We start from the raw sequence: 13,705 nt of genomic DNA, 5'->3' as shown, positions 1-13,705 counted from the left end.
TGAGGCAAACACCATGAAGATCCACAAGTACGACACCGTCATCGTCGGCGCCGGTGGCGCGGGCATGCGCGCCGCCATCGAGGCGACGAAGCGCAGCCGCACCGCCGTGCTCACGAAGCTCTACCCCACCCGCTCCCACACGGGCGCGGCGCAGGGCGGCATGGCCGCCGCGCTCGCCAACGTGGAGGAGGACAACTGGGAGTGGCACACCTTCGACACGGTCAAGGGCGGCGACTACCTGGTCGACCAGGACGCCGCCGAGATCCTGGCGAAGGAGGCCATCGACTCGGTCCTCGACCTGGAGAAGATGGGCCTGCCGTTCAACCGCACGCCCAACGGGACGATCGACCAGCGGCGATTCGGCGGCCACTCCCGTAACCACGGTGAGGCGCCCGTCCGTCGCTCCTGCTACGCGGCCGACCGCACCGGCCACATGATCCTCCAGACGCTCTACCAGAACTGCGTGAAGGAGGGCGTGGAGTTCTTCAACGAGTTCTACGTCCTCGACCAGCTGATCGTCGAGGTCGACGGCGTCAAGCACTCGGCGGGCGTCGTCGCGTACGAACTGGCGACCGGCGAGATCCACGTTTTCCAGGCGAAGGCCGTGATCTACGCGTCCGGCGGCACCGGCAAGTTCTTCAAGGTGACGTCGAACGCGCACACGCTGACGGGTGACGGTCAGGCGGCGGTCTACCGTCGCGGGCTGCCGCTGGAGGACATGGAGTTCTTCCAGTTCCACCCGACCGGCATCTGGCGCATGGGCATCCTGCTGACGGAGGGCGCCCGCGGTGAGGGCGGCATCCTCCGCAACAAGGACGGCGAGCGCTTCATGGAGAAGTACGCGCCCGTCATGAAGGACCTCGCGTCCCGTGACGTCGTCTCGCGCTCCATCTACACGGAGATCCGTGAGGGCCGTGGCTGCGGTCCCGAGGGCGACCACGTCTACCTCGACCTCACGCACCTCCCGCCGGAGCAGCTGGACGCCAAGCTGCCCGACATCACGGAGTTCGCGCGCACGTACCTCGGCATCGAGCCCTACACGGACCCGATCCCGATCCAGCCCACCGCGCACTACGCGATGGGCGGCATCCCGACGAACGTCGCGGGTGAGGTGCTGAGCGACAACACGACCGTCGTCCCGGGCCTGTACGCGGCCGGCGAGGTCGCGTGCGTGTCGGTGCACGGCGCGAACCGTCTCGGCACGAACTCACTCCTCGACATCAACGTGTTCGGCAAGCGTGCGGGTATCGCGGCGGCCGAGTACTCGGCCACGGTCTCCTCGCACGTCGAGCTGCCCGAGGACCCGGCGTCTCAGGTCGTCACGCAGGTCGAGCGCCTGCGCAGCTCGACGGGCACCGAGCGGGTCGCCGCGATCCGCCTGGAGCTGCAGGAGTGCATGGACGCCAACGTGATGGTGTTCCGCACCGAGCAGACGATCAAGACGGCGGTCGAGAAGATCGCGGAGCTGCGCGAGCGCTACAAGAACGTCTCGGTCCAGGACAAGGGCAAGCGGTTCAACACCGACCTTCTTGAGGCCATCGAGCTCGGCAACCTCCTCGACCTCGCCGAGGTCATGGCGGTGTCGGCGCTGGCCCGCAAGGAGTCGCGCGGCGGTCACTACCGCGAGGACTACCCGAACCGCGACGACGTCAACTTCATGCGCCACACCATGGCGTACCGCGAGGTCGGCGACGACGGCACCGAGTCGATCCGTCTCGACTACAAGCCGGTCGTCCAGACCCGCTACCAGCCGATGGAGCGTAAGTACTGATGGCTACCCCGACTCTCGACAAGGAAGACGCCAAGCCCGAGGCGGGCTTCGCCGACTCGCCGTACATCACGGTCACCTTCCGCGTCCGCCGCTTCAACTCCGAAGTCTCGGCGGAGGCGGCCTGGGAAGACTTCCAGCTGGAGATCGACCCGAAGGAGCGCGTCCTCGACGCCCTCCACAAGATCAAGTGGGACCTGGACGGTTCGCTGACCTTCCGCCGCTCCTGCGCGCACGGCATCTGCGGCTCGGACGCCATGCGGATCAACGGCAAGAACCGCCTCGCCTGCAAGACGCTGATCAAGGACATCAACCCTGAGAAGCCCATCACGGTTGAGCCCATCAAGGGCCTCACGGTCCTGAAGGACCTGGTCGTGGACATGGACCCGTTCTTCCAGGCGTACCGCGACGTGATGCCCTTCCTCATCACGAAGGACACGAACGAGCCGACGCGCGAGCGTCTCCAGACGGCCGAGGACCGCGAGCGCTTCGACGACACGACGAAGTGCATCCTCTGCGCCGCCTGCACCTCGTCCTGCCCGGTGTTCTGGAACGACGGCCAGTACTTCGGCCCGGCCGCCATCGTGAACGCCCACCGCTTCATCTTCGACTCGCGTGACGAGGCCGGTGAGCAGCGTCTGGAGATCCTGAACGACAAGGACGGCGTCTGGCGCTGCCGGACGACGTTCAACTGCACGGACGCCTGCCCGCGCGGTATCGAGGTCACGAAGGCGATCGCCGAGGTGAAGAAGGCGCTGATCACTCGGCGCTTCTGACGGTTATTGCTGTACGTCGCCGTGGGCCCCGTTTCCTGGTGGAAGCGGGGCCCACGGGCGTGCCGGGGCACGATCGGGTGACGTGCTGCGAACGGGCCACGGCCGGCTCGCCCGGCCTACGATGATGCTCTCGACACCAGCCCACAGGAGGCACGTGATGTCCGCAGCATCCGTCGAGCGGCCCCACGACGACCGTCCGCTGATCGCGGAGGCGAACCGCATCATGGATCGCCTCCCGGGCAACCGCGTCGAGATCATCGGAGGCCAGATCCTCGTGTCCCCGCCGCCGGACGATGCCCACGCCAGCGCCTTGACCGACCTCATGGTCCCCTTCCTCGCAGCCGGATTGCACGGAGCGGAGACACAGGTGCTCCAGGGCATCGGGCTGTGGCTGCCCACCGGCACCGAGGACTACGCCATCCCGGACTTCACGCTGGTGGATGCCGACTTCCAAGAGCAACTGGTCGAGAACGACTGCTACGACCCCATCGCCTTCCGCCTCGTCCTGGAAGTCACGTCCAGCAACTACCAGACCGATCTGCGGACCAAGGTCGCCGCTTATGCCAGTGCCCATGTGCCCGTGTACGTCATCGTCGACCGCAAGCACCAGCGCCTCCACGTGCTCACGGACCCGGACAAGGGCGAATACGGCAGTCACCACATCCACGCCCCCGGCGAACTCGTCAATCTCCCCGACTCCATCGGCGCCAAGGTCACCGTCGATGTGACCAGGATCCTCAACGCCGGCCGGCCCAAGCGCCCCTGAGGCCCTCGGCCGCGGACCCCGAGGGCGGGTCGGGGTGGGGGTCAGGGGTGGGTCCGGGATCTTCCCGATGGCTTGCGGGCGGGGCGGCGGCAGACTCGTGGGCATGGCGAACTCACTGTTGCGTAGAGGAAATCGCGGGGTCGTGGTGGCGGCCGGGGCGCTGGCTGTTCTGCTGGCCGCGGGAGCCGTTCCGGCGGCGGCCGCAGCGCCCGTGCACCGCGAGGCACAAGGGAATCAAGGCAATCAACGGCATCAAGGGCTGGACGAGAAGGCGTTAAGGGCCTCGCTCGCCGGCCTGCCCGACGAGAACGTGACGGGCGGGCTCATTCGCATGAGCGGGAGCGACGGCCGATGGACGGGAACGGCGGGCCCCTCCGTCCCCTCCCCCGACGCGCACTTCAGGATCGGCAGCATCACGAAGATCTTCACGTCGACGGTGGTGCTGCAACTCGCCGCGGAACACCGGCTGAGCCTGGACGACACGGTGCAGCAGTGGCTGCCGGGGCTTCTCCCCACGGGCTACCACCCCATCACCGTCCGCCAGTTGCTCAGCCACACCAGCGGGCTGCAGATACCGACCTGTGCCAAGGAGGACGTCCCGCCACTGGAGGTGATCAGGTCGGCCCTGTCCTGCGGGACGCCGACGGAGCCCGGCAAGGTCACGCAGTACAACGGCATCAACTACTTCATCGCCGGGCTGATCGTGGAGAAGGTGAGCGGCCACTCGTACGGTCATGAGGTCACCGCCCGCATACTCCGCCCCCTGGGCCTGCGCGACACCTCGGTGCCCGCGCTCGACGACTGGTCGATACCGGCGCCGTACACCCGCGGACTGGTGGCGGTGGAGGGCTCGGACGAGCTGAAGGACGTGAGCGTCCAGAGCCCGTACTCCTGGGCGGAAGGCGGCATGATCTCCAACGCCCCCGACCTGGGCCGGTTCTTCACGGCCCTGTACCGCGGGCGGCTGCTTCCGCCCGCCCAGCAGAGGGAACTCTTCACGCTGCCCACCGGCGTCACCGGCGACAAACAGTTCAGCTACGGCGGCCTGCAGCGCACGGCGTTGCCGGACGGCACCGTCGTCTGGGGCAAGAGCGGCTCGTACCCCGGCTACACGAGCGGCGTCTTCGCCACCCGCGACCTGCGCCGAGTCCTGGTCTACTCGATCAACCCGACGGGCCGGACCCCCGAGCTGCCGTACGTCATGCGCATAGCCGACGCGGCGTTCTGAGCCTCGCGCCCAGGCACCCCAGGCCCCCTAACCCAGGGTCATCCCCAGGTCCGCCCCCAAAGACCGCGCCCCCGTCCCGCTGCCAACGTTGCTGTTCAGGCCCTGGTTCCTGGGTCTGGACAGGTCGCGTCGGCTCATGGCCGGGAGGGGCTGATCACTATGCAGCCGTACGAAGAAGAGGATTACGAGGAGCGCTACGAAGAGCGTGGCGAGGGGCGCCATGAGGAGCGCTACGAGGAGGAAGAGGAGTTCGGGGCCGAGGAGCACCGTGAGGCGCGGCGCGGTGAGCGGCGTGGGGAGCGGGTGCCCGAGTCGCTGGAGAGCCCGTTCAGCGAGGAGGAGGAACTCCAGCTGGCCACAGAGCTGTTGGGGGTCACCTCGGAGGAGGAGCTGGAGCAGTTCCTCGGCAACTGGCTGAAGTCCGCCGCGAAGAAGGCCGGCGGGTTTCTGCGTTCCTCGGTCGGCAAGCAGCTCGGCGGCATCCTGAAGAACGTCGCCAAGCAGGCCCTGCCGAGCATCGGAGGCGCCATCGGAACGGCGATCGCCCCGGGGCTCGGCACCGCCGTCGGCTCCAAGCTCGGCTCCTGGGCGAGCAACCTGTTCGAGGTGGAGGGCGAGGGACTCGACCACGAGGAGTACGAGTTCGAGGCCGCCCGGCGCTTCGTCGCCCTGTCCGGCGCCGCCGCCCGCAACGCGGCCCACGGCTCGCGCCGCACCGCCCCGCGCGCCCTCGCCCAGCAGGCCGCCCATTCCGCGGCCCGCCGTTACGCCCCCGGGGTCGCCCGCCGCTTCAGGGCGTTCGCCGTTCCGGCGCCCTGGTACTGGCCGGCGCCCATCCCTGTGGACGTCGACGGCCAGGCACCGGCGGACGCCGCCGGCGCATCGGGTGCGCCGGTCAAGGAGGAGTGGGGCTGGGCTCACGCCGAAGAGACCGGACAGTACGCGGAGGAGGAACGGGGCGAGGAAGAGGAGGAGGGTCGTCGGGAGTACGGCGAAGAGAGGCACCACGGCTTCGGCGAAGAAGCCCGGCGTCGCTACGGCGAAGAGGAAGAGCGCGGCTTCGGCGAAGAGGCCCACCGGGGTTACGGCGAAGAGGCGCACCGCGGCTTCGGTGAGGAAGAGCGGCGCGGCTTCGGTGAAGAGGCCGGGTGGGAGCGGGCCGAGGAGGCGCACGCTCACGGTGAGGGTGCGCGGCACGGCGGGCACGAGGGCGGGCATCACAACGGGCATGCCCGGTCCGGCCGTTGGGTCCGTCAGGGCCGCAAGATCGTCATCATGGGGGCCTGACCGCCGTGGACATGCGGCCGGCAGCCACCGCGCTGCTCGAGGGCGAGGCCCGCGCACTGCTGACCCGGCTGGCCCGGGTCAAGCCGTTCGCGCTGCACGAGACCATGGTGCCTGCCGCCGCACCGTCCCCCGCCGCCCAGAGCGCGATCGAGCGCTTCCTCATGGAGGGGCGGGCGAAACTGCGGGGCCGGGTCGGCGCGTATCTGGAGTGGCTCGAAGGGCCGGGCGGGGACCGGGATCCCGAGTGGCAGCAGCACCAGTTTTCCCTGCTGCGCTGGGAGTTCAACTCCGTACTGACCCACTTCGACCTCTTCCAGGAAGCCGTCACCCAGCGCAGTGAGCGCGAGGTGGGCGTGCTGCTCGCGGGGCTGGACGTGGCGGCGGTCGACGCGCTCACCTCGCCGGGCACGCCGCTCGCCGATCCGCCGCCCATCGTCTGCTACCTGGCCCGGGGTCCCGGCGGCGCGATCCGCCGGGTGCACACCCGGATCCCGGGCGGCGGCCGCAGCCCGGTCGCGCTGATCCGGATTCCGCGCGAGCGCATGGTCGGATACGGCATCGGCTCCTCGCTGACCCATGAGGTCGGACATCAAGCAGTCGCGCAGCTCGGCCTGTTGGAGTCGTTGCGGCCCGTGCTGTACGACATCGAGCGGGGTGCCCGCACCGAGGCCGAGCGGACCGCCTTCCGGTACTGGGGGCTGACGCTCTCCGAGGTGCTGGCGGACTTCTTCGCCGTGGGGAAGCTCGGCATCGGCGGCACGCTGGGCCTGATGGCGGTGGTGTCCCTGCCGCGCAGGCTGGTGCTCGCGCCGGCGCCGCTGGACGACCCGCATCCGTTTCCGTACATCCGGGTCCGGCTCAGCTGCGCCATGGGCGAGGCCCTCTACCCGCATTCGCAGTGGGGGCAGCTCGCCGAACTGTGGGCCTCGCTCTATCCGCCGCGCCGCGCCACACCTGAGGTGCGGGACCTGATCAGGGCGCTCGAACGGTCCATGCCGCGCTTCGTCCGGCTGCTGGCGGCTCACCGTCCGCCCTCGCTGAGCGGCGCCCGGCTGGCCGATCTGATGCCCCGCGGCAGCCGTACGCCGGCACTGCTGACGGCGCGCCACCGGCGCTGGATGCGGCAGCCCGAGCTGCTGCGCACGGCGCCGCCCACGCTCGTCTTCGCGGTCCTCGGGCAGGCCAGGGCCGCGGCGCTCATCACGCCCGAGGAGGAGAGCCGGCTCCTCGGGGAGCTGATCGCCCACTGGGCGCTCGCGAGCACGCTCGGCACCCTGTCGGCGTGCGCGGCCACCGCGCCGCCGCTGCCTACGGCCGCCGCAGCCGCCGTATCCGCACCCGGCTGCGCATCCGCATCCGCATCCATTTCCACATCCGCATTCGTATCCGAAAGCCGTTGAGGAGGCCGTCATGGCCACGATCGAAGTACGGCCCCAGCAGATCCAACAGGGCGGACGTGTCTCGCTGCTCGCCAAACCCGCTCCGCGGGGACCGGCCGGAAGCACCGAGCCCACCGCCGCGGACGCCACAGCCACCGTCACCTGGGAGGTCGTCGGCTTCGGGCCGCTGACCCCCGACCCGGCGGACCCCGCCCGGGCCGTCTGGGACGTGCCGGACAACCAGCAGCCCGGGGGCTACACCGCCCGGGTCACCTTCCGCAGCCCCGGTGTCGCGGACGACGTGGGGACGGCCGACGTCACCGTGGCGGTGCGGCCGTTCGCCGCCGGCGACAGCATCAACGTGCAGCTGCGCAGGGCGGGTTCGGATCCGACGGACGACCAGGCGCTGTGGACGGCGATCCGCCGCTCCACCGACCGGATCTCGTTCAACGAGTACAGCGCCTTCATCGACCCGATCATGTGCAACACCACGCCTTTGCCCGGCGCCCATGAGCCGCGCAAGCAGATCGGGCCGCGCGCGCTGCCGTTCCCGGGTGTGGACGCCTACCGGCTGCTGAAGGTCGCCACCGAGGTGTTCCTCCTCGTGCGCTGCGGGGTGCTGGTCTCGGCCGACGACCTGATCACGCCGTTCGAGGGCGTCGACCTGGAGGAGGAGCGGCGGCGGTACGGCGAGTCGGGCGACGTGGACGGCGACGCGTTCGCACGGGCCATCCAGCAGCGCTGGCAGCGCTATATCTCGGCATCCTCGCCGGGTGACCGCCGCCCGGACGAGCAGGACTTGGCACTGCTGCCCTACCTCGGGGTGATCCGGCTGAAGCTGGGCGAGCTCGCGATCACCGATGCGGACAAGTTCGGTGTGGAGTGCTTCGGCATCCTCCGCGACAAGCTGACGTTCCCCTGCTTCCTCGAACTGATCTGGTCGTACTGGCACGAGGAGGGCATGCTGGTCAACTCGACCGAGGCCATCGCCAACCGCTTCCAGAACCTGCACGGCCCCGGCGACTACGACCCGCTCGCCCACGTCGACATCGACCCGCTGCGCGCCCTCAACCAGCTGATGTGGGGCTACGTACAGGACGAGCAGAACCGGCTGACCTCCCTGCGGCGGGCCTACGAGTACGACCACCAGTACGGGATCACCCAACTGGCGCCCGGCAACCCGCCGTTGCGGCCGGTGGACAGCCGTCCTCGCTTCCTTGAGGCCTTCCACACCCTGCTGAGCCTGACGTCGGTGTTCTTCCGCGAGGACGACGACACCACGGTCATCGCGGACGGGTTCCCGGTGCTCAACGCGCTCAAGGACGTCCACCTGCTGCTGACCGAGGGACAGCACAACCAGTACGGCGACCTGCCGTGGACGGCGCGGCAGGAGATGCTGATGGAGGAGTGGATCCTGGCCCGCCCGGAGATGCGCGAGTTCCTGCCGGGCCGCACGATGGTCGCCTATCCCGAGCAGTGGATGGACCGCGTCGACACGATGAAGCGGCTCCAGGGCTGGACCCCGGACACCGTCATCCACTTCCGCGACCTCGGCCGGTTCGGCGAGCAGCTGCTCCTGACGATCCGCTACGGCAACTGGAACTCGGTCAACGACCGTACGCAGGCGGCGAACTGGGCACGCTACTGGCGTTCGGAGATCCAGGGATACCTGCACTCCTACCGCTCGGTGACCGGCGTCGACCTCGGCCTGGAGCGCACCGACGCGCGCATCGACGCCACCATGCCGGCCGTGCATCTGCGGCGCCGGCTCCTTGAGCAGCAGGGCCGGCACTCGGTCGCCGCGTCCTCCGGCGGTGACCGCCGGGACGGGCGCCGCATCGAACGGGCCCAGTCCAGGCCGCAGTTGCCCCCGGCCGCCGCCCGTGCCCCGCAGGCCCTGCCCGGCGGCAGGCAGCCCGCACGGCGTCCCGCGCAGTTGCCGCCGGGCCGCAACGCGGGGGCGCCCCGGCGCCGGCGCCCGGAAGGGGAGTGAGGGGCATGCCGACCGCCTGGAACCACCCCGAGGGGGCGCGGCTCGCTGCGCCCCCGGGGGCCGGCGCCCGGCCCTCGCGGGCCGCCGTCCCGGACGCCCGGGTGACCCGGCTCTCCCCGCACTCCCGGGGCGCCCGTGCCCGGCGCGTGCAGGACACCACCGCCCGCAATCGTGCCTACGCCCGCTCGCTGGGCTGGGGCCACCACCTCCCGGCGCTGCGCCGGGCACTGAACTCGCGCCGTACGCAATGGGACTGGGCCGCGCTCGGCGACGAGACGATGAAGTGGCAGGCGGCGCAGGGGATTTCGCCCGCGGACGGTGACATCGGGGCCACCACCTGGCCCCTGCTGCGCACGGCCGCGGGAGTGTCCAAGGACCCCGCCGTCTCCTTCCAGCTTCCGGCGTCGGGGCCGGGGTTCCGGGCGTCCGGCCGCCCCGCACACCGATTCGGGCGGCCGGAGACCGGCCGGGCCCTGCTGGCGGTCGCGGCGGCCTGGAGCCGGGCGCACCCGAAGGGGCCGGTGCTCGACATCCGCGATCTGAGCCGGAGCGGCGGCGGCCCACTGCCGGGGCATGTCTCCCACCGCCTCGGGTTCGACGTGGACATCCGGCCCGTCAAGTCCAACGGCCGTCAGGGACCCCTGAGTTGGCGCCGGCCCGGGTACTCGCGAGCACTCACGCAGGAGCTCGTCGACCTGCTGCGCGGCAACCAGGTCCTGCCGGTCCACGCGATCTTCTTCAACGACCCGGAGGTACGCGGAGTGCGTCCCCTGAAAGGCCACGACAACCATCTGCACGTGCGGTTCGCACCGCATGCCCCCACCCCCCGCGGGCCCGAGCCGCCGGCCCTCGAAGTGGCGGCCGCGCCGCGCCTGGGCACCCTCACCTCGCAGGGCAAGGCTCCCTACCGGTTCACCGCCGAGGACCTCGAATGGACCGCGCGCTTCGTCATCGGCGAGTCGGGCGGCCGGGACGACGCGGACAGCCATGCGGTGATCTGGGCGATGTTCAACCGGTACGCGCTGCTCACCCGCCCCTACTACCGGACGTTCAACGCCTTCCTGCGCGCCTACTCGACACCCCTGCAACCGGTCCTGAAGAGCTGGGGCGCGAGCAGGCGGAACATGAGCCGCCCCGACTACGTGCGGACCGGCGGCACCTTCGGACCGCCCGCACCGCCCGGAATCCCGCGCGGCCAGCGCCGCGCCTACCTCGACCTCCAGCAGCGCCCCTGGTCCCAACTGCCTGCTTCCGCAAGGTCGGTGGCGACCCGGGCGCTCGGCGGGGCGATCGCGAACCCGATCGGCAACGCGACCGAGTTCGGCTCCACCTACGTCTACTTCCACGACACGAACCACCGCTACCCGAACCCGGAGGAGTGGCGGCGCTTCACCGACAAGTACGCGGCCTCGATGAGCTGGCAGTGGATCGGCCCCGTGCAGGGCCTCGACCAGAACAAGAACACCTTCTTCGTCCAGCGCAGGCTCGCCGGCCTCCCGGTCCCCGCGGTCCGGATCCAGGCGGCCTGAACCCCTCCGCTTCTCCGACGTTCCCCGGGCGTCCCCCGACCGCTCGCGAACCGCCGGTTCCCCTGACCCGACCGGTCCCGAGGGAACCGGCAGCACGCATTGAACCGTCATGACGGGGCCATCATCATGGCCTTGGCAGCACCGACGACACTGCGGGGGTAGACGTCGACATGCCGGTGAACACATCGCCGTACGCGCGAACAGCACAACCCGACGGAGCCGACGAGCTGGTGCTCTACGGCAGAGAGCAGCAGCTCGCAGCGCTGCAGGACCGGCTGCGACAGGCCCGGGAAGGGGTCTCGCGGCTGGTGTTCGTCGAGGGCCCGTCCGGCATCGGGAAGACGGCACTGATCCGCCGATTTCTGCGCACGGCGGACCGCGTACGCGTTTTGCAGGCCAGCGGCGCCGAGAACGAGACGGCACTTGCCTACGGCGTACTCACCCAGCTCCTCATGCGGACCGCGGCGTCCGCCTACGCTCCGGGCCCCGGCGACGAGGCCCACACGGCGGGTTCACGGCTGCTGGCGCTGGCCGAACGCATCCCGGCGGACACGGTGGCCGTCCTCGTCGTCGACGACGCCCACTGGGCGGACGGACCGTCGCTGGAGGCCCTCACCTTCATGCTGCGCCGCCTGCAGTCCACACCGGTCCTCACGCTGCTCGCCGTCCACGACCCGGCCGACCACGAACTGCCCGACGGTCTGCGGCGGTTACGGGACGACGATCACACACTGCGCCTCGCACTCGACGGCCTGACCGTCGAGCAGACGGCCGCGCTGAGCAGCCGCCTTCTCCCCGCCGGGCTGCCACCGCATGCGGTCGGCAGGCTCCATGCCCACACCCTGGGCAACCCGCTGCACCTGCGCGCCCTGCTCCGCCAGGTCCCGCCCGCCGTCCTCGCCGCCGCCAACTCCACGCTGCCCGCGCCGCGTTCGTACGGCCTCGCGGTGCTCGAACGCCTCGCGCGCTGCGACCGGCCGGCGCAGGACCTGGTCGCCGCGGCCAGCGTGCTCGGGCTGTGCGCCCCGCTGCACCGGGTGGCCCGGCTCGCCGACCTCGACCATCCACTGCCGGCCGTCGAACAGGCCGTCGCCCAGGGCCTGTTGGCGGAGTGCCCGCCGGGCGGACCGCCGGAACTGGTGTTCCCGCACCCGCTGATCCGGGCCGCGGTCTATCACCACCTGGGGCCGGCGCGGCGGGCCGCGCTGCACGCCGGCGCGGTGCAGGCGACGAGCGACACCGTCAGCCGCACCTGGCACCGGCTCCTCGCGGGCCGGGTCCCGGATCCGGCCCTGGTCGCCGATCTCGCCGCGGGCGCCCGCCGCCAGGCCACCGCGGGGTCCTGGTCCAACGCCGCCTCGATGGCCTCGCACGCGTCACGGCTGGCGACGACGCGCCCCGAGCGGGAGCGGCTCACCGTGGAGGCGGCGGACGCGCTGCTCTGCGACGGGCGGGTGTCGGAGGCCGCCGACCTGGTGCGTTCGCTGCCGGGCGACATGGCACGGGCGGCGCTGCGCTATGTCCACGGCCACCTCGCGTTCGTACGCGGCGAGACGCCCGGCGCGCGCGTACTGCTCGACGACGCGTGGCAGCACTGCGACACCTCCGCCGACCCGGCGCTGGCCCGGCGGATCGCCGAGCGCCTCTCCTACGTCTGCCTCAGCCAGGGCGAGGCGGGCGCCGCGGTGCGCTGGGCGCGCCGTGCGGAGCGGCTGCCCGCCGTGCCGTTCACCTGCGGGATGCTGCGCTACGCACAACTGGCCGCACTGGGTCTGACGGGCGCTGCCGAGGAGGGCATCGCGCTGGCGTCCCGGCTGCCGGAGTCGGTTCTCGTCCAGCCCGACGACGTGGACCTGCTCCTCGGCAGGGGCGCGCTGCGGCTCGGCTGCGACGACCTGGAGGGCAGCCGCGGCGACCTCCGCTCGGCGGCACCGCTGTGCCTGCGCGGCCCGGTCCCGCTGCGGGCGATGGCCCAACTACTCCTCGGTGAGACCGAGTTCAGGCTCGGCAACTGGGACGGCGCGCTGCACGAGCTGGAGTCGGCGGCATCGACGGCCACCGCGGCCGGGCTCGCCTGGCTGGAGCCCGTCGTCCACGCGGACGCCGCGGCCGTACTCGCCGTACGGGGCCGGACCGAGCGGGCCGCCGCGCACCTCGCGACCGCCCGCCGCAGTGGCGGGTACGGGCAGAGCGAGTCGGGGATCGCCCATGTCGCCCGCGCGGAAGCCCAGTTGGCGGCGGCGCGGGGTGCACCCGACGAGGTGGCCGCCGCGCTGACGCCGCTGCTGCGGCGCGAGGCCGTGGCGGAGACGGTCGTCGCCCCGTGGCGCGACCTGCTCGCCGACGCACTGACCTCCCTCGGTGAACACCGGCAGGCCGAGCGGATCCTGGACGGCCTGGACGCCCCAGCCGCCCACCGGGGCCGCCACTCCCACCTCGCGGCGGCGGCCCGGGCGCGGGGCACCCTGCTGGCGGCGCGCAGATCACCGGCCGCCGCCGAATGGTCCTTCCGCAAGGCCCTCGGCCACGCAGAACAGGTCCCGGACCCCTTCAACCGTGCGCGGGTCGCTCTCGCCTACGGCGCTTTCCTGCGCCGTACGGGAAAACGCACCGCCGCCGCCGAGCAGCTGAGCCGGGCCCTGGACACGTTCACCGCGCTGGGCGCCGCCCCCAGCGCCGCCCACTGCGAACGCGAACTGACCGCCTGTGGCCACCACTCCCCCGCCCCCGACTCCCCCCTCACCCCCCAGGAACTGGCCATCGCCCGCCTCGCCACCTCCGGCCTGACCAACCGCCAGATCGCCCGCCGCCTGGTCCTCAGCATCAAAACGGTCGAATTCCACCTCAGCCACGCCTACACCAAGCTGGGGATCACTTCCCGTATGGGCCTGCTGGACAAGCTGCCCTCCGCACCGACCGCACCCCAGTGACCGCCTGAAGCCGGACACAGAAGGCTGCCCCGTCGGCCAGATGTCGTGT

At 71.3% G+C, this 13,705-nt stretch carries 9 protein-coding genes; all 9 read left to right on the top strand.

Annotated features, from left to right (window positions below):
- Positions 1-13 precede the first annotated feature (13 nt).
- The 9 genes from sdhA to ABZS97_RS00895 all read left to right on the top strand — a co-directional run bounded on the left by sdhA (position 14) and on the right by ABZS97_RS00895 (position 13,656).
- Positions 14-1,771: a succinate dehydrogenase flavoprotein subunit gene (gene sdhA, locus ABZS97_RS00935; protein ID WP_356131829.1), complete on the top strand. Its 1,758-nt coding sequence runs from the start codon at positions 14-16 to the stop codon at positions 1,769-1,771.
- The gene (locus tag ABZS97_RS00930; RefSeq protein ID WP_356131826.1) at positions 1,771-2,544 is read left to right on the top strand and encodes a succinate dehydrogenase iron-sulfur subunit; all 774 of its coding nucleotides are present in this window, start codon (positions 1,771-1,773) and stop codon (positions 2,542-2,544) included. Before sdhA ends, ABZS97_RS00930 begins: the two co-directional genes overlap by 1 nt.
- 157 nt (positions 2,545-2,701) lie before the next feature.
- Positions 2,702-3,310, top strand: coding sequence for a Uma2 family endonuclease (locus ABZS97_RS00925; RefSeq protein WP_356131823.1), 609 nt, complete (start codon positions 2,702-2,704; stop codon positions 3,308-3,310).
- A 103-nt stretch (positions 3,311-3,413) separates the two neighbouring features.
- A complete protein-coding gene (locus ABZS97_RS00920; protein ID WP_356131820.1) occupies positions 3,414-4,538 on the top strand; it encodes a serine hydrolase domain-containing protein in 1,125 nt (374 codons plus the stop codon).
- 159 nt (positions 4,539-4,697) lie between these two features.
- Positions 4,698-5,825: a hypothetical protein gene (locus tag ABZS97_RS00915; protein ID WP_356131818.1), complete on the top strand. Its 1,128-nt coding sequence runs from the start codon at positions 4,698-4,700 to the stop codon at positions 5,823-5,825.
- Positions 5,826-5,836: 11 nt separating this feature from the next.
- Positions 5,837-7,225 carry a hypothetical protein gene (locus ABZS97_RS00910; protein ID WP_356131815.1) on the top strand — a complete coding sequence of 463 codons (1,389 nt, stop codon included), beginning with the start codon at positions 5,837-5,839 and terminating at the stop codon, positions 7,223-7,225.
- Positions 7,226-7,235: 10 nt separating this feature from the next.
- Positions 7,236-9,197, top strand: coding sequence for a hypothetical protein (locus ABZS97_RS00905; RefSeq protein WP_356131812.1), 1,962 nt, complete (start codon positions 7,236-7,238; stop codon positions 9,195-9,197).
- 5 nt (positions 9,198-9,202) lie between these two features.
- Positions 9,203-10,726, top strand: coding sequence for a penicillin-insensitive murein endopeptidase (locus ABZS97_RS00900; protein ID WP_356131809.1), 1,524 nt, complete (start codon positions 9,203-9,205; stop codon positions 10,724-10,726).
- A gap of 170 nt (positions 10,727-10,896) precedes the next feature.
- Entirely contained in the window at positions 10,897-13,656 is a 2,760-nt protein-coding gene (locus ABZS97_RS00895; protein ID WP_356131806.1) for an AAA family ATPase, read from the top strand.
- Positions 13,657-13,705: the final 49 nt, after the last annotated feature.

It is taken from the genome of Streptomyces sp. NPDC005485, from assembly GCF_040606085.1.
GTDB lineage: Bacteria > Actinomycetota > Actinomycetes > Streptomycetales > Streptomycetaceae > Streptomyces.
This window is presented reverse-complemented; position numbering and strand designations above follow the sequence as displayed.